At 72.4% G+C, this 25,926-nt stretch carries 25 protein-coding genes; 14 read left to right on the top strand and 11 right to left on the bottom strand.

Annotation, left to right across the window (positions count from 1 at the left end; genetic code table 11):
* The first annotated feature begins 18 nt into the window (after window positions 1–18).
* Window positions 19–318: a hypothetical protein gene (locus ACGFH8_RS11855; protein WP_393366292.1), complete on the top strand. Its 300-nt coding sequence runs from the start codon at window positions 19–21 to the stop codon at window positions 316–318.
* Window positions 319–410: 92 nt separating this feature from the next.
* Here ACGFH8_RS11855 and ACGFH8_RS11850 read toward each other — a convergent pair whose 3' ends face one another.
* The 10 genes from ACGFH8_RS11850 to ACGFH8_RS11805 all read right to left on the bottom strand — a co-directional run bounded on the left by ACGFH8_RS11850 (window position 411) and on the right by ACGFH8_RS11805 (window position 8,387).
* Entirely contained in the window at window positions 411–1,481 is a 1,071-nt protein-coding gene (locus ACGFH8_RS11850) for a hypothetical protein (RefSeq protein WP_393366290.1), read from the bottom strand.
* A 141-nt stretch (window positions 1,482–1,622) separates the two neighbouring features.
* Window positions 1,623–2,039, bottom strand: a complete 417-nt coding sequence (locus ACGFH8_RS11845; protein WP_393366289.1) for a hypothetical protein — start codon at window positions 2,037–2,039, stop codon at window positions 1,623–1,625.
* Window positions 2,040–2,259: 220 nt separating this feature from the next.
* Entirely contained in the window at window positions 2,260–2,499 is a 240-nt protein-coding gene (locus tag ACGFH8_RS11840; RefSeq protein ID WP_393366287.1) for a hypothetical protein, read from the bottom strand.
* Window positions 2,500–2,673: 174 nt separating this feature from the next.
* Entirely contained in the window at window positions 2,674–3,000 is a 327-nt protein-coding gene (locus ACGFH8_RS11835; protein ID WP_393366285.1) for a hypothetical protein, read from the bottom strand.
* Window positions 2,997–3,383: a helix-turn-helix domain-containing protein gene (locus ACGFH8_RS11830; protein ID WP_393366283.1), complete on the bottom strand. Its 387-nt coding sequence runs from the start codon at window positions 3,381–3,383 to the stop codon at window positions 2,997–2,999. The genes ACGFH8_RS11835 and ACGFH8_RS11830 overlap by 4 nt, the downstream gene beginning before the upstream one ends.
* A complete protein-coding gene (locus tag ACGFH8_RS11825; protein WP_393366282.1) occupies window positions 3,380–3,634 on the bottom strand; it encodes a hypothetical protein in 255 nt (84 codons plus the stop codon). Before ACGFH8_RS11825 ends, ACGFH8_RS11830 begins: the two co-directional genes overlap by 4 nt.
* Window positions 3,635–4,256: 622 nt before the next feature.
* Window positions 4,257–4,661 carry a hypothetical protein gene (locus ACGFH8_RS11820; RefSeq protein ID WP_393366280.1) on the bottom strand — a complete coding sequence of 135 codons (405 nt, stop codon included), beginning with the start codon at window positions 4,659–4,661 and terminating at the stop codon, window positions 4,257–4,259.
* A 10-nt stretch (window positions 4,662–4,671) separates the two neighbouring features.
* A complete protein-coding gene (locus ACGFH8_RS11815) occupies window positions 4,672–5,574 on the bottom strand; it encodes a hypothetical protein (RefSeq protein ID WP_393366278.1) in 903 nt (300 codons plus the stop codon).
* Entirely contained in the window at window positions 5,571–7,889 is a 2,319-nt protein-coding gene (locus ACGFH8_RS11810) for a DUF3987 domain-containing protein (protein WP_393366276.1), read from the bottom strand. Before ACGFH8_RS11810 ends, ACGFH8_RS11815 begins: the two co-directional genes overlap by 4 nt.
* Before the next feature lie 309 nt (window positions 7,890–8,198).
* Window positions 8,199–8,387 carry a helix-turn-helix transcriptional regulator gene (locus ACGFH8_RS11805; RefSeq protein ID WP_393366275.1) on the bottom strand — a complete coding sequence of 63 codons (189 nt, stop codon included), beginning with the start codon at window positions 8,385–8,387 and terminating at the stop codon, window positions 8,199–8,201.
* Window positions 8,388–8,477: 90 nt separating this feature from the next.
* On the opposite strand from ACGFH8_RS11805, the gene ACGFH8_RS11800 reads away from it, so the two are divergent.
* From ACGFH8_RS11800 to ACGFH8_RS11750, 11 genes are all read left to right on the top strand, one after another.
* Window positions 8,478–8,966 (top strand): helix-turn-helix domain-containing protein, encoded by a 489-nt coding sequence (locus ACGFH8_RS11800; protein ID WP_393366274.1) that lies wholly within the window; start codon window positions 8,478–8,480, stop codon window positions 8,964–8,966.
* Window positions 8,953–10,107, top strand: coding sequence for a tyrosine-type recombinase/integrase (locus tag ACGFH8_RS11795; protein WP_393366272.1), 1,155 nt, complete (start codon window positions 8,953–8,955; stop codon window positions 10,105–10,107). The genes ACGFH8_RS11800 and ACGFH8_RS11795 overlap by 14 nt, the downstream gene beginning before the upstream one ends.
* Before the next feature lie 68 nt (window positions 10,108–10,175).
* Entirely contained in the window at window positions 10,176–11,606 is a 1,431-nt protein-coding gene (locus ACGFH8_RS11790; protein WP_393366271.1) for an aldehyde dehydrogenase family protein, read from the top strand.
* Window positions 11,599–12,423 carry an aldehyde dehydrogenase family protein gene (locus ACGFH8_RS11785; RefSeq protein WP_393366269.1) on the top strand — a complete coding sequence of 275 codons (825 nt, stop codon included), beginning with the start codon at window positions 11,599–11,601 and terminating at the stop codon, window positions 12,421–12,423. The genes ACGFH8_RS11790 and ACGFH8_RS11785 overlap by 8 nt, the downstream gene beginning before the upstream one ends.
* 737 nt (window positions 12,424–13,160) lie before the next feature.
* Window positions 13,161–13,661 (top strand): BlaI/MecI/CopY family transcriptional regulator, encoded by a 501-nt coding sequence (locus tag ACGFH8_RS11780; RefSeq protein WP_393366267.1) that lies wholly within the window; start codon window positions 13,161–13,163, stop codon window positions 13,659–13,661.
* 10 nt (window positions 13,662–13,671) lie between these two features.
* The gene (locus ACGFH8_RS11775) at window positions 13,672–14,577 is read left to right on the top strand and encodes a M56 family metallopeptidase (protein ID WP_393366265.1); all 906 of its coding nucleotides are present in this window, start codon (window positions 13,672–13,674) and stop codon (window positions 14,575–14,577) included.
* Window positions 14,578–15,082: 505 nt separating this feature from the next.
* Entirely contained in the window at window positions 15,083–16,336 is a 1,254-nt protein-coding gene (locus ACGFH8_RS11770; protein ID WP_393366263.1) for a cytochrome ubiquinol oxidase subunit I, read from the top strand.
* Window positions 16,337–16,354: 18 nt separating this feature from the next.
* Window positions 16,355–17,362 (top strand): cytochrome d ubiquinol oxidase subunit II, encoded by a 1,008-nt coding sequence (locus tag ACGFH8_RS11765; protein ID WP_393366261.1) that lies wholly within the window; start codon window positions 16,355–16,357, stop codon window positions 17,360–17,362.
* Window positions 17,359–19,035: a thiol reductant ABC exporter subunit CydD gene (cydD, locus tag ACGFH8_RS11760; protein ID WP_393366259.1), complete on the top strand. Its 1,677-nt coding sequence runs from the start codon at window positions 17,359–17,361 to the stop codon at window positions 19,033–19,035. The genes ACGFH8_RS11765 and cydD overlap by 4 nt, the downstream gene beginning before the upstream one ends.
* Complete coding sequence (gene cydC, locus ACGFH8_RS11755) at window positions 19,032–20,969, top strand: thiol reductant ABC exporter subunit CydC (protein ID WP_393366257.1); 1,938 nt, start codon at window positions 19,032–19,034, stop codon at window positions 20,967–20,969. Before cydD ends, cydC begins: the two co-directional genes overlap by 4 nt.
* A 68-nt stretch (window positions 20,970–21,037) precedes the next feature.
* Window positions 21,038–21,712 carry a permease prefix domain 1-containing protein gene (locus ACGFH8_RS11750; protein ID WP_393366255.1) on the top strand — a complete coding sequence of 225 codons (675 nt, stop codon included), beginning with the start codon at window positions 21,038–21,040 and terminating at the stop codon, window positions 21,710–21,712.
* 100 nt (window positions 21,713–21,812) lie between these two features.
* Here ACGFH8_RS11750 and ACGFH8_RS11745 read toward each other — a convergent pair whose 3' ends face one another.
* Window positions 21,813–22,151 carry a PadR family transcriptional regulator gene (locus ACGFH8_RS11745; RefSeq protein ID WP_393366254.1) on the bottom strand — a complete coding sequence of 113 codons (339 nt, stop codon included), beginning with the start codon at window positions 22,149–22,151 and terminating at the stop codon, window positions 21,813–21,815.
* Window positions 22,152–22,311: 160 nt separating this feature from the next.
* Here ACGFH8_RS11745 and ACGFH8_RS11740 point away from each other — a divergent pair, with 160 nt between their 5' ends.
* Together ACGFH8_RS11740 and ACGFH8_RS11735 are read left to right on the top strand one after the other, a co-directional pair.
* Window positions 22,312–23,271, top strand: coding sequence for a DNA primase (locus tag ACGFH8_RS11740; RefSeq protein WP_393366252.1), 960 nt, complete (start codon window positions 22,312–22,314; stop codon window positions 23,269–23,271).
* Between the two features lie 39 nt (window positions 23,272–23,310).
* Window positions 23,311–25,830, top strand: coding sequence for a transposase (locus ACGFH8_RS11735; protein ID WP_393367082.1), 2,520 nt, complete (start codon window positions 23,311–23,313; stop codon window positions 25,828–25,830).
* Window positions 25,831–25,926 lie beyond the last annotated feature (96 nt).

Raw genomic sequence — 25,926 nt, 5'->3', positions numbered from 1 at the left:
AGAGGGGGACATGCGGTGATGTCCGAGGAACCCACTACGGCCCGGGTGGCATGGGCCAACCTGGCACAGCGGTCGGTCAACGCGCTCGGCGAGCGCCTGGAGGGTGAGCACCTACCCACCCGGCCGACGTGGGACTGCGGGACCTGCGAAACCCCGTGGCCGTGCGATCCCGCGCGCGTTCGTCTCGCCGAGACGTACGGCGACAACCGGGTCAGCCTGTCGATGTACCTGGCGTCGCTGCTGGACGCCGCCCTCGTCGAGATGCCGGACACCCCGGCCAAGGAGCTGCACGAGCGGTTCGTGTCCTGGACCCGGTGAACCAGCACACCGAACGGCCCGCCAGGATCACGCCCCGGCGGGCCGTTCCTCGTGCTGCTGCCGTCCACCGCAGAGCGATCAGGCGGCGCCGGTCACGAGATGTTCGTGAGTGGGGTCGAGCCGACGTCGAGCACCTCGGAGATGGCGGTAGCCGCGCCATCACCGGCGTACACGGTCACCGAGCCGGCGCCGGCCGTGGTCACCTGCCACTGCACAGTGCCGCCCGCCACGGCGTCGTAGTAGCCGGTCAGCTCCACCTCGTAGGTGCTGGTGGTGTTCGGGAAATACACGGCTCGGTAGCCGCGGACCGACCCGCTCAGGTTGGTGTCGCGGATGCGGAAGATGTAGTCGCCAACGGTGCCAACCTTGACCCGCAAGATCACGTTGATTTGATACGAGCGACCCGCGATCGTGGCGGCCGGTCCGGGGTCAACGTTGGCGTACGACTCGGCGGCGGAGTTGATCGCCAGTTGCGCAGTCGCACCGGCGATGTACCGCTCACCAGTGACCCGACCCCACGCCGTGCCCCAGTCAACCCTGCGCCACACCGTGCCCGTGTCCTGCTCCAGCACTCCCGTGTCGAGGCGGTACCGACACCGGCCCGCCACCCCGGCCGCGATGTCACCGGCCGCGCGCACCGGCAGGATGCCGCCGGCCGCCACGGTGTAGGGCGCATCGTTGGTGACGACCGCGCTGCCGCTGCCGACCTTCGGCACGTCGATCGTCGCCAGCCGGAGCATCCCCGGCAGCAGCGTCGGCCTGACCGGTGAAGGGTTCGCCACCCCTGCGATGTACTCGGTGCGGGCCAGGCGCAGCCCACTGGAATCCTCGGTGTGGTCGTAGACCCGCAGGATCACGATGTCCTTGCGGGGGTTGCTGGCGTCGGCCGCGGCGAGCGTGTGCGTCTCCGCTGCGGGGATCGCCACCCAGTACGGGCCCTGCGGAGTCGACAGGCCCGGGTCGATGCAGCCCACGCCGGGCTGCACGGTGATCGTCGAGCTGGCCAGGGACGCAGTGAGGCCCGTGCCACCCGCCCGCACGCCAGAGCGGGCTCCGAGCGCCCGGCCGTCGTACATCAGCGCCAAGGCCAGCCCCTGCCGCATCTTCGCCGCGGTGTAGGAGGGCGCACCCCCGCTCGCATCGATGAACAACGGATCAGCCATGGTCGTCTCTCCGTCCACACCGAAGGTCAAAGCTAGTCACTGTCAACTCCTTCACTGGTTGGCGCCGGCGGCCTGCTGGCATACGGCGCGGATCTGGCCGATCGGGCACCGCTGGCCGGTGCCGGGCTGAGGGGCTGTGGTTCAGGCCTCCTTGCCGAGCGCGCGGATGCGACCCCGCACGTCCCGTGGCACCTGCCGGCGCTCGCCCACCTCGTCGGCGGCCACATGCCACAGCAGCAACCGCATGGACTTCGGCGTCAGGCCCAGGCGGTCCTCCAGAACCGTGGCCTGCGCGAGTAACGCGGCCGAGGCGTCCGGCTGCTCAGCGGCGATCATCACCCGGCAGTACCGGGCGACCGTTCGCGTCCAGCGCAGTTGCTCCCACGCGACGGCTTGCGGGGTCGCCCACAGCTGCTCCCAGGCCCGGCGCTCGTCAAGCGACTGGCGACCAGGCAGCGGCCACGGTGGAGGGTCGCCATGTCGGCCGCCAGCGGGGAGCGCGACGCCACCCCGGCCGCGTGTACCGCGCTGCGGGTCGAACTTCGGCGGGTTCGGCATGGCACCTCCTGCGACGATGACCGGCAGTTACCGGCAGCAATGGGTGTTACGGTCTGTGACGATCTTGGGATGTAGGAACTGCCCAGACAGCTAGCGACCTGCCCCAGTGGTCCGGGTTTGCTCAGGTCTGGATTTTTTCGGGCCTCGTCGTGACGGAGCGTTACGTCACTCTCGTCACTCTTCGTGGTCAATTCCCCTGACTGGATAGGAATTGCGGCGATCACGCGGCGTCGTCGCCCTGCTCGTTGGGCTCGGTGGCCGCCCGGACCATGCCCTTGCGGAGCAGGCGCTCGACGTCCTCGGGGTGCACGTCCTCGGGCAGCGTGGTGTCGCGCATGAACCCGACCGAGGTCCACTCGGCGGCCTGTCCCTGCCAGTGCGGGATGACGCTGCTGCCGACTCGGGCCGTCACGTACGCCGCGATGACCACGTACCGGGCGGTGGTGGTGTCGGTGTCCATGGGCTGTCTCCTGTCCGTCAGGGGGCGGTGTGGGCTGGCCGTTGGGGTGGCGCGCAGGACGGTCGGTGCGCGGAAAGGAGTCACGCTCTCGCCCTTCGGCCCCGGCTCGCTGTCGACGGAAGATCCGACCGTCGACCTCGGGTGACGTTGACGCTGCTGCACCCCGGCCTGCCTTCAGCGGCGCCGCGGCGGGAAGAGTCCGGGGAACTCGTCCAGGTCGTCGACGCCGTTGTGCACGGTGGGCGGGAACAGGCCGGCAAACTCGGTGTCGTCGAGTGCCTGCTCGCGCCGCTCCTGCTCGGCCGAGACGGCGATCAGTCTCGCCATGGTCGGGTCGGCGAGGACGGGGAACAGCTCGGCGATCGTCCGTCCGGCCTCGTCGGGGTCGTTGTCGTAGATGGCGCGCCACGTCTCCCGGGACTCGGCGGTGACCCGGCCGGTCCGGTACGCCCAGTCGGCGGGATGCTCGCTGGGGCTCCACGGTCCCTGGTAGGTGCTCATGCTGTCTCGCCTCTCGTGAGTGCGTACGCGGCCAGGCTGTCGGGGTCGATGTGCCATTCGGTTCCGCTGCGCTGGGCTTCGAGAGCCCCGGTGCGGCAGAGCCGGCGGACGTAGCTGTCGCTGACCCGCAGCGTCCGGGCCGCTTCGCCGGACGTCACCGTTGACGCTGCGGGAGCAACCACTGCCATAACAGCCGGGGTTCCCATGGCGGAACTGCGGGCCGCGTAGGCGGCCTGCTCAACGACCATGAGCAGGGCACCCTCGCCGGTGGTGAGGTTCCGGCGGTGGCGGAACGTCAGCGCGCCGGCCCGGACGAGCTGCGCGAGCCGGCAGGCGTCGTCAGGGGCGATGAGCAGCCACCCGCCGGTGAGGGGTTGCGTCACGGGTCGACCGCCATCGACAGCCACTCCTCGACGGTGAGCAGGGTGTCGCAGGGCCGACCGGACATGCCGGCGAGGACGGCGGCCACGTCGAGCAGCTCGTCGACGCTGAGCGCACCCAGCTCCACCCGGGCGGCGTGGTGCCCTGCGGCAGCGGTGGGCGCGGCCAGGGCCGCGAGAGCGGCACCCCGGGCGGCAGAGAGGGTTTCGGCGCTGACCGGGCCGGGGGCCGCGAGCGGGCGCCAGGTGCTCACCGCCGACCGCCCTTCCCGCGCCTGCGTCCTCTCCCGCCTCGCGGTTTGGCCCTTCCCGTACCCCCCGGAGCGTCCTGTTCGGCTGGCAGCGTGGCGCTGAGACCGTTTCCGCTGGCCGTGGAGGGCCGGCAGTCGCCGCAGGTGCCGTACTGGAAGATCAGCGCACCGAACCGGAGCATGCCCGGGTAGACCCCGTCACCGCGATCAGGGCCGGCACACAACCGGCCGCAGGAGTCGCATGTGCGGTTGGCTGCGCGGCTGGTCGCCCACAGGTGGGCGCACCGGACGCAGCTCACGACGCCCGGTTTCCACGCTGCGGCGAGCACCGGCTCCGGGCGGTGAGGGCTCGGACTGTGCCGACAGGTGGACGCCTTGCCCTCGGCCCACTGAACGAGGGTGTCGAGCAGACCGAGGCGCAGCCACCCGGGAAGGTCGCGGGGTGCACTGGCGCCGGGAGCGTAGTCACCGGCACACGCAGCAACCAGGTCGGTGACTGTGGAGGCATCGCGGGTGGCGGCATCGAGCTGGTCGGTCAACGCGGTCGGGGGGCTCTGGCGGGCCTGCGCGATGAGCCGCTCAAAGTCGGGATGCAGCATCAGTCGCTCCAGGGCCAGCGTGGGGGTCACTGGGCCACGCCCGGAGCGGTCGGCGGGATGAGCCGCCAGCCCCGCGTGTCGTCTTCCAGCGGCATGGCGAGCCCGTCGGTAGAGCCGTCGATCGGGGTTGCCCAGCCCGAGCTGTTCACGGCCCACGCGAGGAGCGGCTCGGTGTGAGTCGTGCCGTCGTCTGCGGTCCACTCGACCAGCCAGCCCCCGCCCGGCACTGCGGCGACAACGGAGTCATCGTCGACAGTCACGCCCGCGAAGTTGGTCCACTCGTCGGCCCTGGCCAGCCTGCCCTGCTTCTCGTTCACCACCAGGGCCATGCCGCTGTCGTCCCAGGCCTCAACCTTCCGGTGGGTCCAGAAGGGGCGTGGGCCGCTGGTGTCCTTGTACGCAGCGCGGTAGTTGCCTTTCGTCCTGATCACGTCGTGCTCCTCAGTCGCGGTGGAAGGTCTGGGGGTTGCAGGCGCGGCACGCGTACCAGAAGCCGGCCGGCGGCACGGACTCCTTGGCGTTGCCGCAGTGCGGGCACTGCTGGGTGGGCTGCTCGGGGAGCAGGCGGGTCAGGTGGTCGACCAGATTGGCTGGGCGCAGCGACCCGGAGGTGCATGACGGGCAGAGCCGGAAGTAGGCCATCTCCGCGTCGGGCACCTTCGGGGTGCCGCACTTCTCGCAGACCGGCGGGTCGAGCCGCGGTGCGTCGAGGGCGAAGAGATCCGTCCAGTCGGCCGGCAGGACGGCCGAGAGCTTCACCGGCGGGGTTGGCAGCGGTGCCGGGCGATCCGGCGTGGCGCTGGGCACCACGGAGGCCGGAGGCACCGCCGTTACGGCAGCGGGGGTCGGTTGAGCGCGCTCGGGCGCGTGCTGGTCGCAGCGCCACCCGCACGGGTAGAGCCGCGCCGGCTCGACACCACACGGGGTGACCCCGGCGGCGCAGGGCTGAGCGGGCTGGGTGATGGGTGCCAGCCGCGCGGCCTGGCCGAGGGCCGGCGCCGGGGCATCGTCCGGCGCCGCAGGGTCGGCCTGGCAGGCAACGCAGTCCCGTCGGTCGAGGCGCACTGGCCGGCCCGAGGTCGTGCCGGTGACGACGGCGTTGCAGGTGTGCGGGTACGGCGCAGCCACCGGAACGGGCCGCCCGAGAGCGCGGCTCGCGACGAGCCAGTGCCCGGCGCCGGGGCTCTTGGCGAGTTCGGCCAGTACCTCGGGCTTGCGGTCGAGCAGCGCGCGGGCGAGATCCCCGGCGGCCTGCGGCCCGCGGATCGTGAGCTTCACCCCGTCGTCGGTGTGGATGCGCAAGCCGGCGGCGTGCGCCTGGCTGATCAGCTCGGGCAGGCTCATGCCGACCACTCCTCTTCGCGAGTCGGGACGCGAGGGGCCGGCGGCCTCTGCTCGTTGGTGACCCCCCTGATCGGCGTGACAGAAATGACGGAAACCGGGGTGGAGGGCCGTTCGGCCGGGGTTTTGTCATTTCTGTCAGCACGATCGGGGGTGCTGCGGCGCGAGCGGTGCGCGGCCGGGTTGACGTCGTACCGCTCGCTGGGCCGCCCCCGCCCGGCCCGCTTCGGCTCCGGTGCGCGGCGCACCCACCCGAAGTCCTCCAGGTCGGCCACGACTTCGCGGACCGCGTCGGCGTCGGTGGCCCACACCTGACCCTGAACACCCCGCAGCGCGTCGCGGATGGTGAACCGCTCGATCCCGTGACGCCGGATCCAGGCCAGCATCTTGGCGGGACGGGCACCCTTCGCCCGTCGGCCGCCGATGGTGTCGAACGCCGTCTTGGCGTGGTCGACGAGGTACGGCTCCAGCTCGACCGCCGCCGCCATCGCTTCGCCGGTGACCAGCGAAGCGTGCGGGTTGGTGAACAGGGTGAACAGTGCCGCGATACGCACCAGGTGGCCGGGCAGCTTGCTGCCCCAGTCGGCGACGTGGGCCAGGTCCCCATACTCGGGATCGAGGCGGGGCTCGTGCTCCTCCCGGTAGGCGCGCAGCACGGCGGCGGCGTCCGCGTCGAGGGTCATCTCGGCGACGTAGTCCGTCCCCCACGCCACCTCAGCGATGCGCTGGACGGCCCGGTCGTACGCCTCGGCGACGTCGACCGGCACGGGCGACGGGTCGAGGTTGCGCCGGCCCATGATGGTCCGGGGCAGGGCGTACAGGAACCGCGCCAGCAGACCGGAGCCTCGGAAGACGCGAGTCTCGGCCAACCCTTCGAGGATCGCCGGCTGGATGGTCAGCCCGACGGCGAGGAATGGCTCGGGGATGTCCAGCGGTGGCCGGCTGGTCCGGTCCACGCGGGTCGGGTCACCAGCGTGCGACTTCAGGAACAGGTCGATGTTCGGCTGTCCGCCGCTGTAGCGACCGGCCAGGATGGCGAAGACGCCACCCTCAGCGGACATGACGCCCATCCGGCCGCCCTGCTCGGACATCAACCCACCGAGCTTCTCGGGGGTGACGTCGTCGGCGAGCAGCTGCGGCACCGCGGGCACGTCGGCCTCGTCGAGCGCCTGAACGGCCTTGATGTACTCGGCCTCGTCGACCTTGCCCTTCAGGGCTTCCCGCTTCAGCCGCTCGACGTCGGCGGTGCGCAGGTCGCGCAGTGCCCGTTTCTCGGCGATGATCGGCCCACGCTCGGCCCGCACCGCCGCCTCGAACCGGTACAGCGGACCGCCGGCGGCCTTGATGCTGGCCGACTTCCGCTCGCCCGACTCCATGATGGCCACGACGTACAGAGCCAGCGTCTCGGTCCAGTCAGGCGCGACGCGCACCCGCCAGCGAGCCCCGGAAGCCGTTGACAAAACTGACAGAACGAGCAGGAACAGCATCTCGCGGGGCACCTGTAGCGCCTCGGTGACGGCATCCACGAACGCCCAGAGCGGCGCCGGGTAGCGGTCGGCACCCTCCGGGAGCTGAGTTCTGTCAATTTCGTCAACACGAATCGGGGTAGGCCAGGGCTCGTCCACGTCCACCGACCGCAGCTCGTCGAGCGTGTGCCCGGCGGCGATGTGGTCGGCGGCATCCTTGCCCGTCGCAGCCTCGACCAGCCGCAGTTGGCCGGCGTAGCCGTTCAGCCGGTCGACGACCTGGGCGGCCCACTTCTGGCCGGCGGCGTCGCGGTCGACGACGGCGACGACCTGGGCGCCGCGCAGCGGGGAGACGTCAACCTCGCCGAAGTTGGCAGCACCCATCGGAGCGGTGGTCGCCACCTCGCCCAGCGACTCGACCGCGTGAACGTCCTTCTCGCCCTCGACCAGGTAGACCACGCGACCGGCGTTGACGGCCTCGACGACCCGGGGCAGCCGGTAGAGCTCGGGCACCCGCTTGTCGCCGGACTGCGTGAACCGCTTGCCGTCGAGCCGGTGCACGGTGCGGGTGGGCCTGCCGGCGGCGTCGGTGTACTGGTAGCGGGCCAGCTCGTTGCCGCTGGGCTCGTCGTAGAGGTCGCGCGGCGTCATGTCGAGCGCGGCCAGCACGTCGAGGGTGTCGCAGCCGGCGTGGCAGTGCAGCAGCACCGACCCCTCGATCGCCCGGACGGACAGGCTCGGGTTCCGATCCTCGTGCGCCGGGCAACGCGCCTGCCACTGACCACCGGACTGGCGGACCAGGCCGGTGGTGTCGCGCAGCGCGTCCAGGACACGGTCGATAGCGGGTGTCACGCTCGGCTCCTTGCGTTCCTGCGGCGCTGGACGGGGCCGAGCCGGTACCACTGGCCGGTGACCGGGCACGCCTTGCGGACGCGGTTGGACAGCAGCCGGGCGACCTCGCCGACGCGGTGTGAGTGGCTGGTTGAGCAGTGCGGGCACGTCAGCACGACGACCAGCCAGAGGGACCGACCGCGGCACGGTGGCGCGGCGTAGGCGCGGGCGTGCGGAACGTCAGCCGGACGCGTAGCATCGCTACTGGTCTCGCCGACCTGCTCTGCCGCCGCCCCGTTGCCCGCGGGGCGGCTGTGTGTCTGGGTCATCTCAGGCGGCCACCTTCGCCTGATCGTCGAGCCACTTCTCGACGTCAGCCCACCGGTACCGAACATGCCGGCCCACGTGGGAGTACCGAGGCCCGGTGCGCTGGCGGCGCCAGTCTTCGACGGTCCTGGGCGGCACACCGAGGAAGGCAGCCACCTGGCCAGTGTTGGCGAGTGTGCGTCGATCACTCATTCTCAGCGCTCCCATCGCGCAGGATTTACGTAGTGATCGCACTATGGCACGTAGCTATCCGTGTGTCCAGCGCACTGCTAATGTGTGCTCATGACGCAACCGTCCTCCCTGACCCCCCACCGAGTGATCGCCGAGAGGATGAAGGAGCTTCGGAAGAAACGAGGTTGGTCGGCCGCCCACCTGGCGCAGGAGATGAAGAAGGCCGGCATCCCGTGGGATCGCTCGATCGTCGCCAGCCTGGAGCTGGGGCGCCGCGCCACCGTCACCGTGGAGGAGTTGCTCGCGCTCTCGTTCGTCCTCAGCGTCGCTCCGGTGCACCTGCTGGTCCCGCCGGTCGGTGTCGATGACAAGACGCCGTATCAGGTGGTGCCGAACGGCCCAGGCAGCCCCGATCCGGTGCTCGGTGGATCCGCGCCGTACCCCGCCGTGGTACGGGCCTGGGTGCGTGGCCAACTGCCCATGGGCGACATGCGCTCCTACTTTGAAGAGGTGCCGCCCTCGGAACTGGCGCCGCCCGACGAGTTCGGCGGCGCCTGGCGTGTTGTGGCGACGGGCGAGAGCGCCGATGGCGAGCGTTAAGAGGCGCACCGACGACCGGCCGAAACCCTGGCTGGTCCGCTGGCGCGACGAGGCCGGTGCGGACCGCAAGAAGTCGTTCGCCCGGAAGGCTGACGCCGACCGGTTCCGGGCCGAGGTCGAGCACTCGCTCAACGATGGCAGCTACATCGACCCGAAGGCCGGAAAGATCACGTTTCAGCAGTACGCCGAAGATTGGCGGGCGGCCCAGCAGCACCGACCGAACACCGCAGCGCGAAAGAAGTCGCTGCTGTTCAAGCACGTCTACCCGGCGATCGGCGGCCGGCAGATGACCTCGATCAGGCACAGCACGATGCAGGCGTTCATCACCGGCCTGTCCCCGGCATTGTCGCCCAGTTCGATCGAGACGGTGTTCCGCACGGTCCGGTCGATCTACTCGGCAGCGAAGCGCGACCGGCTGATCAAGTTCGATCCGTGCGAGGACATCACCCTCCCGGAGCTGCCTCGCGTCAAGGTCGTACCGCTCACTACCGACGAGGTCGCCGCACTGGCCGGAGCTGTGAAGCCGCGATACCGCGCCCTGGTCGAGTTCGACGCCGGAACGGGGCTGCGCCAGGGCGAGGTCTTCGGGGTGGAGGTCGGCGACATCGACCGCACGGAGAAGACGCTCACGGTCGAGCGGCAGCTACAGCCGGCGACCGGCGGCGGCGTGGTGGTGTGCCCGCTGAAGAACCGGCACAGCTACCGGACTGTGCCGCTCGGGAAGGCCATGTTCGAGGTCCTGGACGCTCACCTCGCGGCGTACCCACCCGTGGCGGTCGAGGTCCTAGACGTCACCGGGCCGAAGCCGGTCACGCGGATGGCCCGGTTCGTGTTCGTCGACGACGCAGGACGGCCGCTCAACCGGAACACCTTCAATGAGTCGGTGTGGCGGCCGGCACGCGAGCAGGTCGGGCTGCCTGAGACGACGCAGCATGACCTGCGGCACTTCTTCGCCAGCCTGCTCATCCGGGCCGGGCTGAATCCGAAGGTCGTTGCCGAGCGCCTGGGCCACCGAGACGCGACCCTGACTCTGAACACGTACAGTCACCTTTGGCCGGACGATGACGACCGGTCGAGGCAGGCGATCGATGATGTCTTCGGGCGCGATGTGCCCCACATGCGCCCCAAGGAGTCAGAGTGATCTACGCCGACGCAGGTAGATCTAGTTATGATCTCTGCCATACCTACTTCACCCTGGACTGATAGCCGATGTTCGAATACGCCCCCGCCCCCGAGTCCCGCTCGGTGGTGGACCTCAAGCCCTCGTACGGGCTGTTCATCGACGGCACGTTCGTCGACCCGACCGACGGCGGCAGCTTCAAGTCGATCAACCCCGCCTCCGAGGAGGTGCTGGCCGAGATCGCCGAGGCCGGCACTGCCGACGTGGAGCGCGCGGTACGCGCCGCCCGCAAGGCGTACGACAAGGTCTGGGGTCCGATGCCGGGCCGCGACCGGGCGAAGTACCTGTACCGCATCGCCCGGCTCGTCCAGGAACGCTCCCGCGAACTGGCCGTCCTCGAATCACTCGACAACGGCAAGCCGATCCGCGAGTCCCGCGACGTCGACCTGCCGCTTGTCGCCGCGCACTTCTTCTACTACGCGGGCTGGGCCGACAAGCTGGGTCATGCCGGCTTCGGGCCGAACCCGCAGCCGATCGGCGTGGCCGCGCAGGTCATCCCGTGGAACTTCCCGCTGCTCATGCTGGCCTGGAAGATCGCCCCGGCGCTCGCCGCGGGCAACACGGTGGTGCTGAAGCCCGCCGAGACCACCCCGCTGACCGCCCTGCTCTTCGCCGAGATCTGCCAGCAGGCCGACCTGCCGGCCGGCGTGGTCAACATCGTCACCGGGGCCGGCGACACCGGCCGCGACCTGGTCGAGCACCCCGGCGTCGACAAGGTCGCCTTCACCGGCTCCACCGAGGTCGGCCGGGCCATCGCCCGCTCCGTCGCCGGCACCCGCAAGAAGCTCACCCTGGAGCTGGGTGGCAAGGCCGCCAACATCGTCTTCGACGACGCGCCGATCGACCAGGCCGTCGAGGGCATCGTCAACGGCATCTTCTTCAACCAGGGGCACGTCTGCTGCGCCGGCTCCCGACTGCTGGTCCAGGAGAACGTGGCCGACCGGGTGCTGGAGTCGCTGAAGCGGCGAATGGCCCAACTCCGGGTCGGCGACCCACTGGACAAGAACACCGACGTCGGCGCGATCAACTCGGCGGCCCAGTTGGAGCGGATCCGCGAGCTGTCCGACGCCGGCTCCGCCGAGGGCGCCGACCGCTGGTCACCGCCGTGCGAGCTGCCCGACCGGGGCTTCTGGTTCGCGCCGACGATCTTCACAGGCGTCACCCAGGCCCACCGCATCGCCCGCGAGGAGATCTTCGGTCCGGTGCTGTCGGTGCTCACCTTCCGCACCCCGGCCGAGGCCGTGGAGAAGGCCAACAACACGCCGTACGGGCTGTCGGCCGGGATCTGGACCGACAAGGGCTCCCGGATCCTGTGGATGGCCGACCGGCTGCGCGCCGGCGTCGTCTGGGCCAACACGTTCAACAAGTTCGACCCCACCTCGCCGTTCGGTGGCTACAAGGAGTCGGGTTACGGTCGCGAGGGCGGCCGGCACGGGCTGGAGGGCTACCTCAATGTCTGAGCGGGTCGCGGTACGCAAGACGTACAAGCTCTTCATCGGCGGGAAGTTCCCGCGCAGCGAGTCGGGACGGTCGTATCTCGTGCAGTCCTCGAATGTGTCACTGGCCTCCCGCAAGGACGCCCGGGACGCGGTGGTCGCCGCCCGCGCCGCCGTGAAGGGCTGGGCCGGCGCGACCGCGTACAACAGGGGTCAGATCCTCTACCGGGCCGCCGAGATGCTGGAGGGCCGCCGCGAACAGTTCGTCGCCCTGGGCATCCCCGGCGACGAGGTGGACGCCGCGGTGGACCGCTGGGTCTGGTACGCCGGCTGGGCCGACAAACTCGCCCAGGTGTACGGCGGGGCCAACCCGGTCGCCGGCCCGTACTTCAACCTCTCCGCCCCGGAGCCGACAGGCGTGGTCGCGGTGGTCGCCCCCGAGCGCCCGGCGCTGCTCGGCCTGGTCAGCGTCATCGCCCCGGCGATCGTCAGCGGAAACACGGTGGTGGTGGCGGCGTCACCGTCGGAGCCACTGGCGGCGGTGACGCTGGCCGAGGTGCTGGCCACCTCCGACCTGCCCGGCGGGGTGGTCAACATCCTCACCGGCGCGATCACCGAAACCGCGCCGGCGCTGGCGGCCCACATGGACGTCAACGCCATCGACCTGACCGGGGTGACCGACACCGCGCTCGCCACCGAGCTGGAGGTCAAGGCCGCGGAGAACCTCAAGCGGGTGCTCCGACCGGCCCCGGCCGACCACGACTGGTCGGCCGACCCGGGTCTGGCTCGGATGACAGTTCTGCTGGAGACGAAGACGGTGTGGCACCCCAAGGGGGTGTGATTCGGTTCTCGGCCTTTGGGTTTGCGCGGCCTTTGGGTTTGCGCGGCCTTTGGGTTTGCGCGGCCTTTGGGTTTGCGCGGCCTTTGGGTTTGCGCGGCCTTTGGGTTTTCCGGGGGAGCCCGCCCACTCCGGGCGGTCAGGCTTGATCCCTGCGTGGGCGGGCTCCCCCGGAAAACCTGACGTGGGCCGGGTTCGTACGGGGGTTCGTCTCGCGACTCCTGCCTGACGCCGAGTTGCCGACCAGCGGGGTGGCCCCGCCGCCCCGCTGCCATCCCTCCGACCACCCAAGATCCACCTACCCACCGTGCCGCCGTCGCGGCCAAGATCTGCGCAACTTCAGGGATGTTGCTGCCTCCGGGGCGCTGGAGGCAGCAACATCCCTGTTCTTGTGCGGATCTTGCACCCTCTCGGCGACCTCGGCCGGTGATCATGGGGTTAGCCGGGCAGCTGGCCTCATTGAGGCCGGCCAACCTCATGATCACCCCGGGGGTGGGCCGGGTCCGGGGCAAGAGGGCGGGGTCGGGGACAGGAGGGCGGGGCCCGGGGCAAGAGGGCGGGGTCGGGGCAAGAGGGCGGGGTCGGGGCAAGAGGGCGGGGGTCCGGGGCAGGAGGGTGGGGTCCGGGGTGGGTGGGGGTTCCGGGGTGGGTGGGGGTCCGGGGCAAGAGGGTGGGGTCCGGGGCAAGGGGGTGGGGTCCGGGGTGGGTGGGGGGTCTACTACCGGGGGTAGGATTGGGCTGTGACTCGGTTGGGCGATCTTGAGCGTGCGGTGATGGACGTGTTGTGGGACGTGGTCCCCGGCACGTCGGATGGTGTGACCGTGCGCGAGGTGGCCGACGCGCTCGACGGCCGTGAGCTGGCGTACACGACGGTGATGACCGTGCTGGACCGACTCGCCGGCAAGGGCATGGTGTCGCGCGAGCGCGAGGGTCGGGCCTGGCGATACCGGCCAGCGGCCAGCCGCGAGGCGCACATCGCCCAGCTCATGCTCGACGCCCTCGACCTGGGTGGCAGCCGGGACGCCGCGCTGGTGCGCTTCGCCCGCTCGGTCACCGGCACCGAGGCCGAGGTGCTGCGCGCGGCGCTGGGCAGCGAGGCCGGCCTGACCGGGCCGGACACCACAGGCACGGGTGTCGCCGGGCCAGACGGGCCGAGCCTGACCGGGTCGGGCGGCGAACTGACCGATCGGGTGGACGGGCCGGCGGGCCGGCGACCTGCCGGCGAGACAGCGGAGCGGTAGGGCGCGCGCCATGGCCTACGCCGTGCACTTCGCCGCCACCATGCTGGCCTGCTATCTGACGGCTCAGGTGCTGGCCCGCTCCACCTGGACGTGGCGCAGCCCCCGAGTGGCGATCATCTGCTGGCAGGCCGTCGGGTTGGCGCTGGGCCTCACCGCGATGGGTCTGCCGATGGCGCTCGGCCTGAGCACGTACGACCTGCCGACCGGAAGCGCACTGCTCGCCCTCGCCAACGACCTCGGCCACGGCACACTGCCGGCCGGGATGAGCACCTTCCACCTGGCCGGCGTCGGGGTGGGCTTCGGCATCGGCGCGGTGTTGGTCACCACGACCGTGCGCAGCATCCACGGCACCGTGCGCGCCCAGCGCCGGCACCGGGACCTGCTCTCCCTTGTCGCCCGGGACGATCCGGCCGCCCCCGGCGCGCTGGTGCTGGACCATCCGAGTGCCGCCGCGTACTGCCTGCCGGGGGTGAAACCGCAGGTGGTGGTCAGCGCCGGCACGCTGAGCCTGCTGGATCGGGCCGAGCTGGCCGCCGTGCTCAGTCACGAGCGCGCGCATGCCCACGAACGGCACGACCTGGTGCTGCTGCCGTTCACCGCGCTGTGCCGCGCGTTGCCGTGGTTCGCCTGGGTCCGCGACGCGCACGAGCGGGTCGCCCTGCTGGTCGAGATGCGAGCCGACGACAAGGCCCGCGAGCTGCACGCCGAGGCGCCGTTGGCGGGAGCGCTGCGCCGGTTCGCCGCCGCTGGCCACCGCATCACCCCGGCGGGTGCGCTGGGCATGGGCGACCGCGATCTTGATGTACGGGTCCAGCGCCTCCTGGTCAGCGACCGCCCACCCCGGGTGCTCGGCGCCACCGCCCTCGCGGTCGCCACCACGCTCGTCGCCCTCCCGGTCACGCTCTTCCTGAGCTAACCCCAGCGCCCACGCACCCCGCGCACCCCCAGGCACCCCCCACGGACCCGTGCCCGCGCGCTCGCACGCGTCCCCGCGCGCCGCGCCGCCTCCCGATCTGAAGATCGCGCTCGATCCAGGATCGAGTGGCATCCGCGGCTGAACGAGGCCACTACAACCTGGATCGAGCGCGATCTTGCGCGGTCAGCACGACCCCCTGCCGCCATCAGCACGAGCGACAGCCCGGCCGCCGCGCCCTCGTCCGGCCAGCACGACCCCGCCCCCACCGCCACGCCGTCCGGCGACCCGCCACCCGCCCGACCAGCACAAACCCGCCCACCACCGCGTCGCCATCGTGCCCGCCCGCCGCGCCCGCCGCCCTGTCGGGCAGCGCGATCGTGCCGACACCCTTAACTACTACGCGATGTCGTAGACTTACCTACGACGTCGCGTAGTAGACAGACGTGTAGAGAAACTACGTGTAGGGTGGCTACGACAAGGGAGCCAACACTACGGAGAGCCGGCCATGGACACCCTGCTCCTCGCCCGCCTGCAGTTCGCCACCACCACCTCGATCCACTTCCTGTTCGTGGTCGTCACGCTCGGGCTGGCCACCCTGCTGGTCGGGATGCAGACCGCCTGGGTCCTCACCGGCAACCCGAAGTGGGAGCGGCTGACCCGTTACTGGGGCCAGCTCTACGTGATCAATTACGTGCTCGGCATCGCCACCGGCATCGTGATGGAGTTCCAGTTCGGGCTGAACTGGAGTGGCCTGTCGCGCTACGTCGGCAACGTCTTCGGCGCGCCGCTGGCCCTGGAGACGCTTGTGGCGTTCTTCCTGGAGTCCACGTTCCTCGGGATGTGGATCTTCGGCTGGCACCGGCTCCGCAAGGGGGTCCACCTCGCCCTGCTGTGGGGCGTGGCGATCACCGCGTACGCGTCGGCCTTCTGGATCATGGTGGCCAACTCCTGGTTGCAGAACCCGGTCGGCTACGAGGTCCGCGACGGGATCGCCCACCTCACCGACTTCGGCGCGCTCCTCACCAACCCCAGTCTCGGGATGGCGTTCGGGCACGTGGTGTCGGCCGCGTTGCTGATCGGCGGGATGCTGATGGCGGCGGTCAGCGCGTGGCACCTGATCCGGCGTACCCCGGACTTCGCGCTCTTCCGCACGTCGCTGCGGATCGGCCTGGTCACCTCGGCGTTGGCGATCAGCATGGTGCAGGGCTTCGGTTTCGCCCAGTTCGGCCCGGTCGGCAGCGTGCAGCCGACCAAGTTCGGTGGCGACGGGCCGGAGGCCCAGGCGCTGATCGCCGAGTGGACCGCGCGCTTCGGCCCCGGCGACTACACCCCGCCGGTGCTGGCCAGCGTCGGGCTCGGCTTCATGATCCTGACCGGGCTCACCCTCGGCTGCCTCTGGTTGCTGTTGCCCCTGCTCTTCCGCGACTGGATCATCCGGCTGCGCTTCCCGCTGTGGCTGATCCTGCTGGCCCTGCCGCTGCCGTTCGTCGCGGTGATCCTCGGCTGGATCTCCCGGGAGGTCGGCCGGCAGCCCTGGGTGGCGTACGGGCTGCTCCCCACCGAGCAGGCGGTCTCCCCGGTCGGCGCGCCGGTGATGCTGGCCTCGCTCGTCGGCTTCAGCCTGCTGCTGGGCGCCCTCGCCGTCACCAACTGGCGGCTGCTCGCCCGGTACGCGAAACGCGGCGCGCTCGACCCGGCGCTCGGCCGCCCGCCGACACCGCCCGACGAGCCGGCCCGTCCCGAACCCGCACTCGTCTGAGGACCTGAGGAGAAGACCGTGGACCTCGCCTGGTACGCCCTGCTCGGCCTCTTCTTCGCCAGCTACCTGGTGCTCGCCGGCTACGACTACGGCGTCGGCCTGCTGCTCGCACGCGGCGGAAGTCCCGCCGGGCGGCGGGCCTCGCTCACCGCGCTCGGCCCGTTCTTCCTCGGCAACGAGGTGTGGCTGGTGGCCGCCGTGGGCATCCTGTTCGGCGCGTTTCCCGTGCTGGAGGGTGAGCTGCTTTCCGGCTGCTATCCGGCCGTCGCCGGTGCCCTGGTCGGCGTCATCCTGGTCACCGCAGGTGTGCAACTGCGCAGCCGGCACGCCGACGAGCGGATCCGCGCCCGCTGGGACCGCATCGTGACGATCGGCAGCGCGCTCGCCGCACTGGGCTGGGGTGTGGTGCTCGCCGCGCTGCTCCAGGGCGTACCCCGTCAGGCCGACGGGCACGTCGCCGGTGTGTCGCACCTCGCCACCCCGTTCGCCGCCGCCGCCGGGCTGGCCATGGTCGCCCTGGTCGCGGTGCACGGTGCGACATTCCTCACCCTGCGACTGCCGGCCGCCGAGGCCGCCGTGGTCGGCCGCACGGCCCGCCGGCTGGTGCCGGTGGCGCTCACCGCTGTCGCGCTGGCCACCGTCGTGGGCCTGCCCTCCGCCCGGGTACGCGACGCGGTCCAGCGGCCGGCGCTGGCCGTACTCCTGCCGGTGCTCCTGGTGGCGGCGTTGCTGGTGGCCCGCGCGGCGCTGGGGCGGCGGCGGCCGGGGTGGGCTCTGGTCGCCACCGGCGCGGCCCTGGCGCTGCCGGTGGTGCTCGTCGGCGCCGCCCTCTGGCCCTACGTGCTGGTGTCCACGACCGACCCGGGCGCCTCGCTCGCGGTGGCCGACGCCGCCGCCAGCGCACCGACCCTGCGGCTGCTCGGCTGGGTGGCGCTGCCGCTGCTTCCGGCCCTACTAGGCTTCCAGGCGATGTGCTGGTGGGTTTTCCGAGGACGAACCGACGGTAGGGCACCGGTGTACTGGTGAGCCGCCGCCCGTTCGACAGGCGTCTGCTGCGCCGGGTCCCTGCGGCCCGGCGCGATCTTGCCGTGCTCGGGCTGCTGGGTGTGCTCGCCGCCGGGTTGATCGTGGCGCAGGCCACGGCACTCGCGGCCGTGCTGGCCACCGCCGTCGACGGACGACTCGATCGACAGGCGCTGGCCGGCTTCGTGCTCGCTGTCGCCGCCCGCTCGGCGTTGGTCTGGGCGCAGGGCACGGTCTCCGCGCGGGTGGCCGCCACGGTCAAGGCGACGCTGCGGGCCGACCTGCTCGGCGCGGTGGGCCGGCACGGCCCCGGCTGGGTGGCCGGTCAGCGCGCCGGTCAGCTCGCCACCCTGGCCGGGCGCGGGTTGGACGCGCTGGACGCCTACTTCACCGGGTACCTGCCGCAGTTGGTGCTGAGCGTGACGGTGCCGCTGGCGGTGCTGGCCCGGGTCGTCTTCGCCGACTGGAGCTCGGCGGTGATCATCGCGCTGACCCTGCCGCTGATCCCGGTCTTCGGCGCACTGCTCGGCTGGCAGGCGCAGGCCGCCACCGAACGGCAGTGGCGGCGGCTGTCGCTGCTCGGCGGTCACTTCCTGGACATGGTCGCCGGGCTACCCACCCTGCGCGCGTTCGGACGGGCCCGGGCACAGACCGACGTGGTACGCCGGATGGCCGACGGACACCGCGTCGCCACCATGAAGACGCTGCGCATCGCTTTCCTCTCCGCGCTCGTGCTGGAACTCGTCGCCACCCTCTCGGTGGCCCTGGTCGCGGTGCCGGTCGGCATCCGACTGCTCGGCGGCGGGCTGGCCCTGCAGACCGCGCTGCTGGTGCTGCTGCTCACCCCGGAGGCGTACCTGCCGCTGCGGTCCGCCGGCAGCCGCTTCCACGCCAGCATGGAGGGGCTCGCCGCGCTGGACGAGGCGCTGACCATCTCGGCCGCGCCCCTCGCACCCCGCGCCGCCGAGGGCGCCACCACCCCGGACGCGCGGCGCGAGATCCGGTTCGAGGGGGTGACCGTGGCGTACGAGCGGACCACCGCGCTGCGGGACGTGACCCTGACCATCCGGCCCGGCGAACGGATCGCCGTCATCGGGCCCAGCGGCGCCGGGAAGAGCACACTGCTCGGCCTGCTGCTCGGCTTCGTGACGCCGACAAGTGGCCGGGTCACCGTGGACGGGGTCGACCTCGCCAGCGCCGACCCGGACGCCTGGCGCCGGCAACTCGCCTGGGTGCCGCAGCGGGCCCACCTCTTCGCCGCCTCGCTTGCCGACAACATCCGGCTCGGCGCTCCGGACACCCCGCCCGACGTACTGGCCGCAGCGGTGCGCGACGCCGCCCTGGACGACGTGGTGGCCGGTCTGCCCGACGGTCTGGACACCCTGCTCGGCGAACGCGGTCACGGACTGTCCAGCGGGCAGCGGCAGCGGGTCGCCCTGGCCCGAGCCTTCCTGCGCGCCGCACCTGTGGTGCTGCTCGACGAGCCCACCGCCCGCCTGGACACGGCCGCCGAGACGGTGGTGCTCGACGCCACCCGCCGTCTGGTCGCCGGCCGGACCGCGGTGCTTGTCGCACACCGGCCGGCGCTGCTCGCCGACGCCGACCGGATCCTGCGCGTCGAGGACGGTCGGGTCACCGAGCTGACGCCCGAACCGACCGGAAAGGCACCCCGATGAGCGCGGCAAACGGGTCGGGCCCGGTCGACCCACGGCCGGTCGACCCGGGGCCGGTCGACCCACGGCCGGTCGACCCGGGGCCGGTCGACCCACGGCCGGTCGACCCGGGGCCGGTCGACCCGGGGCCGGTCGACCCGGGGCCGGCAGGCGCAGGCCTGGCAGGCGCGGGGCCGGTCGCCGCGGCACCGCAGGGGCGGGTCGGCGCCGAACGGGCCGTGCTGCGGCTGGCCCGGCCGTACCTGGGCCGCCTGGTCGGTGCCGGGCTGCTCGCGGCCGCCACCGAGTTCGCCGGGCTGGCCCTGATGGCCACGGCCACCTGGCTGTTGATGAGCGCCGCCGGTCAACCCCCACTGGACCGGCTCACCGTGGCGATCGTCGCGGTCCGGGCGCTGGCGATCAGTCGGGGCGTGTTGCGTTACACCGAACGGCTCGCCGGGCACGACGCGGTGCTCCGCATGATCACCGACCTCCGGGCCCAGGTCTTCGCCACCCTCGCGGCCCGTCGCGACGCCGTACACCGCTCGGGAGACGTGCTCAGTCGGCTGGTCTCCGACGTCGAGGCGGTCCAGGACCTGCTGCTGCGAGTGCTGGTCCCGGGCTCGGCGGCGGCCCTGGTCGGTGTCCTGGCGGTCGCCGGGGCCGCGCTGATCTCGCCGCCGGCCGCCGGAGCGCTCGCCGTCGGGCTGCTGGTCGCCGGCGGGGCGCTGCCCGCGCTGGCCACGGCGGTCACCCGCCGCAGCTCGGCCGAGGTGGCCCCGCTGCGCGGCGCGCTGGCCACCGACGCGATCGACCTCACCCACGGCGCCGCCGACCTGGCCGCGTTCGGCGCGACCGGCGGCGCGCTGCACGCCGCCGAGGAGCGCGCCCGACGGCTGGCCCGACTCGAACGCCGGCTGGCCGCCACCGGGTTCGCCGTGGACGCGGCCGGGGTGCTGACCGCCGGGTCGACCGCCGCGGCGGTGGTGCTGGCCGCGCTGTCCGCCGACGTACCCGGCGTGCTGGTGGGCGTCCTGGCCGTCGGCGCGCTGGCCGCCGTCGAGGTGACCCTGGCGCTTGTCGGGGCGGCCCGACAGTGGACACAACTGCGGCCCGGCCTGGCCCGGGTGGCCACCCTGCTCGACGCCGGCCCGCCGGCCCGCCCGGCCACGGACGGCAGCACCGACCTGACCGGCCCGGCGGAGCTGCGCTTCGACGACGTGACCGTGCGGTACCGGGCCGGCGCGGCCCCCGCCCTGGACGGCATCAGCCTGGACCTGCCGGCCGGGCGGAGGATCGCGGTGGTCGGCCCGAGCGGCGCCGGCAAGAGCACCCTGGCCGCCGTGCTGACCGGCACCGTCCGGCCGGTGTCCGGCCGGGTCACCCTCAACGGTCGAGACCTGTCGGCGTACGCCGAGGAGGCCCTGCCCCGCGCGGTCGGCGGGCTGCTCGCCGAGGCGTACGTCTTCCATGCCACGGTGCGGGAGAACCTGCTGCTCGGACGGGCCGGAGCCGGCGAGGACGAGCTGACCGCGGCCACCGCGGCGGCCGGCCTGTTGGAGTGGGTACGCGCCCAGCCGGCAGGCTGGGACACGCTCGTCGGCGAGGAGGGCGGGCAGCTCTCCGGCGGCCAACGGCAGCGGCTGGCGCTCGCTCGGGCCCTGCTCGCCGCGCCGCCGGTGCTGGTGCTCGACGAGCCCACCGAAGGGCTGGACCCGGCCGCCGCGGACGCGGTGCTCGCGTCCGCCCTCGCCGCCACCCCTACCGGGCACTCGGTGCTGCTGATCACCCACCGTCTCAGCGGGCTCGCCGAGCTGGACGAGATCGTCGTCCTCGACGGCGGTCGGGTGACCCAGCGCGGTCGGCACGCCGAGCTTGTCGCCACCGACGGCTGGTACCGCGACCAGTGGCTGCTCCAGGCGGCTGCCGAACGGGGTTACCTGGCGCTCGCGCCCTGACCTGGCTCGGGGACGGACCAGGGTTCTCCCCGACGTCGGGGCTCCGGAGTCCGTGGCAGGGTGGTGGCATGCCGCGCTGTGAGGATGTGTTGGTCGACGAGCACCTGCGGGACCTGGCCGCCCGGTTGCAGGGGCCGGCGCGACTCAAGTCCGACCTGCTGATCGAGGCCCGGCACGGGCTGCTGGACGCCGTCGAGGCGTACCAGGAGAGCGGTGTGCCGCCCACGGAGGCGCAGCGCCGCGCGGTGGTCGAGTTCGGCTCACCGGCGCAGTTGCTCCCCTCCTGGCAGGCCGAGCTGGCGGTGGGCGCGCTGCGGGGCCTGTCCCTGCGGATGCTGGCCGTCGCCGGGGTGGGGATGGCCGCCGGCGACCTGACCTGGCGTGGGGCGAGCTGGAGTGACGGCCCTCGCCCGCCGGCCGGTTACCTGCTGCTCTCCGACTCGGTCGACCTGATCTGGATGAGCACGCTGCTGCTCGCGGTGGCCGGTCTGCTCGTGGTGGCGGCGAGCGCCCGTTCGGCACGACCGGGGCTGGTCATGGCGCAACGCGCGGTGGGCGCCGGCCTGACCGGCCTGCTGGCCCTCGCCATGGTGACCGGATGCGCCCTCTTCACCTGGTCCCTCAACCTCTGGGACGCGGCGCTGAGCTGGCCACCGATGATCATCGGCGGGGTGTTGGTGGGCGGCGCGTACTTCTCGCTGACCCGCGCGACGCGCGGCTGGCTGCTGGCCATCGCCCGCTGACCCACGCCGCCCTGCTGCCCCGCGCCAGCCGTGTCGGCGCTGACCCCGCGTCGTGCACGCCCGCTCGCGGGCGGGCGCGGGCGGGCACGGTCCGGCCGGGTCAGGCCGGGGTGGGCGGGCTGCCGGGGTCGAGGAACCGGCCGACCGTCAGTTGGAACTCGTGCCAACCGGCGCGCTCTCCGGCCAGCGCGCGGCGGCCGGAGTCGGTGAGCTGGTACGTCCGCCGCTCCCGACCGTTGACAGTGCTCCAGGTGCTCGCCACGTGCCCCGCGCGTTCCAGGCGACGGAGCGCGGGATAGATGGTGCCGGTGGGCAGATCCAGGCTGCCATCACTGCGCTCCCGCAGCGCCTCGATGATGGCGTAGCCGTGCTGCTCGCCCTGCTCCAGCACGGCGAGCAGCAGGGCGTCGAGATGGCCGTGCAACGACTGGGCCTTCATACGTAGCTACGCTACTTGTCGAGCGGCCCGTTCGCCAGCGTCGGCCACCAGCAGGTCGAACCCGTGCGCCAACCGGCCACCGGGGTGCGGGCATCGGTCACCCAGCGCCGCCGACTAGGGTATGTGCCCAGAGTCACTCGTCGGACAGAGACCCCGGCGGGTGGGCAACCCGAAGCACACGGAGGTCAGCGTGGCCCGCCAGTCGCCCCAACGGCCCGACGCCGACGAGCCCGAGCTCGACGACACCACGAACGCGGCCGAGCCAGAGGAGGCCGCGGAGACCGACGGCCCGTCGGCTTCGATCGACAGGTCGCTCTGGGACGAGCTGCGCATCGATCCGGTGGAGATCTCCCTGCCCGCTGGCACCGGTTTCACGCTGCGGGCGTACCGGCCGGCCAGCGCGCTGACCCCGACCGATGTGACCGAACGCGACCAGGACGACCCGTTCCTCGCCCGCCGCCAGGTCGTCGAGGAGGAGGACGACGAGACGGTCGTCATCCTCGACGAGGACCTGGCCGAGGAGTTCGCCGAGAGCGACGAGGACGAGTCGACGCGCCGCCGCGCCGACGGCAAGGCCGAGGACGAGGCCGAGGGCGACGAGGCGGACGAGGACGTCCCGGACGAGGCGGACGACGAGGAGGTGCCGGTCTTCCTCAGCCACCGGGGCAAGCTGCTGCTGTTCAAGACCCCCGAGTCGTTGGTCAGTTTCATCCGGTCCGGCGCGCCAAACGATCTGTCCCAACTGGACAGCTGGAATGAATTGGCCGAACGGGTGGAGCCGGCCGATATCGTTCCACTGGACGAGGACAACTACGAACTCGACCTGGTCGTGGAGAACCTGCGCGGTGGCCACGACACCTGGGATTCGACCCTGCTGATCGAGGCCGGCGAGATCGCCCGCGACATCTCGTACGCATTGCGGCTGCCTGCGGTCCTGGACATGCTCTCCGCCGGCTCCAGCCTCGACGACCTGGACGAGGCGCTGCGGGCCACCGCCAACGGCGGAATCGGTGCTTTCCTGGGTCGACGGCGGCTGAAGAAGATCGGAGCACAGACCGCGAGTTTGGGTTGGCGCACCATTGTCGGCAAGATCTCTGCGGTGGTGGACTGGCGCGACTGACCCGTACCGGGGAGCATCAGTTGCTGGCAGAGGAAAGACCTGTCCCGGGAGGAGGACGACGCCGTGGCGCTCGTGCGCGTTTACTGCGGTCTGGCCTCGGCGGATCCGGCTGACCGACCGGCCTCCGCCGGTTCGACGCTGACGTCCGCTGTGGTCGACGACGCAGGCCGTCTGCTGCATGTCTGCGAGATCAGCGACGACGCCGCTGGCTACGCCCAGCTCGTCGCGCTGCTCGTGGAGCGGTCGGGCGGGCCGAGCGGAGCGGCCATCGCCGCCGACAGTGACGACCACACGGTCACCTCGCTGCTGAGCGCGGCGGGGCGACCCTTGGCCATTGCCGACGACGACTCGGTGGACGACTTCGCCGAGCGGTTCGCCGACGACGACTCGCTGGAGGAGATGCAGTCGCCTCCGGCCGAACGACGGGCCGTCGGCCTGGCCCGTGCGTTGCAGGCGGGCGCGCTCTCCGCGGTCACCCTGCCGGCGCCCCGGGACCTCGCCGGCTACAAGCAGGTGCTCGCCGCGCACGCCGCCCTGGCCAGCGGTCGACACTCCGCCGCCGTGGCGCTGCGTGAGGTGTTGCGTGAGCTCTACCCGGCGGCCCTGCGGGCGTACCCGGACCCGGCCGAGCCGGTCTCGCTCGCGGTGCTGGACGCGCTGCCCGAGCCGGGCATGCTCGGCGGCACCGTCGCCCGGGGCCGCGAGGTGTCGGTCGCGGCGGATGCGATCGCCGCGCACCTCGCCGCCGACGGGGTCGCCGACGCCGAGGAAATCAACGAGGCGGTCACCGCACTGCGGGTCGCCATCTCCGAGACGCCGCGCCGCGCGGCGGTCAACCGGGCTCTCACGTCCGCGGTGGCCGAGACGGTCCGCCAGGCCGTCGCTTCCGTACGAGCCTGCGACGCGGGCTGTGAGGCGCTGGTCAGCGCCCTCAGCTCTCGGGTCAGCACGCCCGCCCAGGCGCCTGGGCGCCGGGCCGCTGCCCGCCGTGGTGAGTCGGTCGGTGAGCTGACCGGCCTGGCCGGTGCCAACGCCGGGTTGACCGGCGCCAACGCGGGATTGACCGGCGCCAACGCCGGGTTGACCGGTCTCGCCGGCACCAACGCCGGGTTGCGGTCGGTCCGACCCCCCACGCCAGCCGCCGACCCGGCACCCGCCGTCGGTCGGCGCAGCCGTCCCGAGCCGGTCCCCGGTAACGCGCCGTTGGCGTCACCCCGTCCGCTCGGGCCGCCGCCTGTCGCACCCGCCCCGGTCACGCCGCCGCCTGTCGCACCCGCGCCGATGACTCCGGCGGCGATGGCTGGGCCGCCGGCGTCCACGCTGCCCAGTCGCAGCGAGCCGCTCCCCAGCCGGATCGACGGCCCGACCAACCGGCCGGTCTCCTCGCCGCCGCCTCCGCCGCCCGGGATCACCCCGATCGCGCCGGCGCAGCGCGGCATGGTGCCTCCGGCCGAGGCCGGTGAGCCGTTCCGGCCGACGCTGACCACCGCCGCGATCAACAATGCGCGCGCCGAACGGCAGCGTACGGTCATCCCGCCCCGCCCGAAGACCAACGGCGAACCCCGGCCGAGTCACCTGCAACGCCCGGTCGACGAGCCGCCGACGGGCGGGTTCAGCGCCACCGATCTCAGCATTCCGGTGCCGACTCCCCGGCCTGGTCAGGAGTCGGCACCGCCCGGCTCCCGCGCCAACTGGCCGCTTGTCAACAACCCGGAGGACCCGGCCGACAGCCCACCGAACAACCCGGCGGCCTATCCCTACGGCGGCAGCCGCGGCATCGACCCTCCGACCGACCCGGGTCGCGCCGACGGTCGGGTCACCCCGCCCTGGTTGGCGGACGACCTGCCGCAGGAGCCCCCGATGCTGCGCCTGGTGGAGCCACCGCCACTCGCTGATCGGGCGCTGCGTGAGGGGCTCAGCCCACAGGCGGACCCGCACCTGGAGACGCCGCCGCTGCGGTTGGTCGACCGGGAGCAGGCCGCGCGGAACGGCCGAGCGGCCGCACGCGCCGCCGAGCACCGGCCGCCACCCCCGGTGGAGCACCGGCCGCCTCCGCTGGAGCACCGGCCGCCTCCGCTGGAGCGCCGAACGCCTCCGGTCGAGCACCGGCCACCACCTGTCGCCGACGAGGGCGACGGCGACCTGCTGATCTTCGCGCAGGCCAAGTCGGCCTGGTTCGTGGGGCAGGCCGAGGAGACCGACCTGGACTGGTCGACCACCGCCGACACCGGCTGGCAGGCCGCCGAGCAGGCAGCCCGCCCCGCGGTGGGAGCCGCGACAAACGCCGGGCTGCCCAAGCGCGTGCCACAGGCCAATCTGGTCCCCGGTTCCCCGATACGCGAGGAGCGCCCATTGCGCATAGTGCGTGATGCGGCGAGCCTCGCGGAGAACACCACGGGCTACTTCCGCGGTTGGCGTCGCGGGCAGGAGATCGGCGGTTTCGCGGTAGGCGGACGACCCGGCCGCGAGGCGGCCGGTGGCTGGGACTTCAGCCGCGACCACGGCGACCGGGACGACGACCGGGAGTACGAGTACCGCTCCGCCGGCTACCAGTCCTGACCGTCAGCAGCTCCCCCACCACACGCGAATCGCGCCCCCAGTCAGCCGACTGGGGGCGCGATCGTGTCGGCGGGACGGAACGTCGACGCGAAAACG

This window comes from Micromonospora sp. NPDC049175, assembly GCF_043197345.1.
Classification (GTDB): domain Bacteria; phylum Actinomycetota; class Actinomycetes; order Mycobacteriales; family Micromonosporaceae; genus Micromonospora.
Note: the sequence above shows the minus strand (reverse complement) of the source record. Positions and strands in the feature narration are given on the sequence as shown.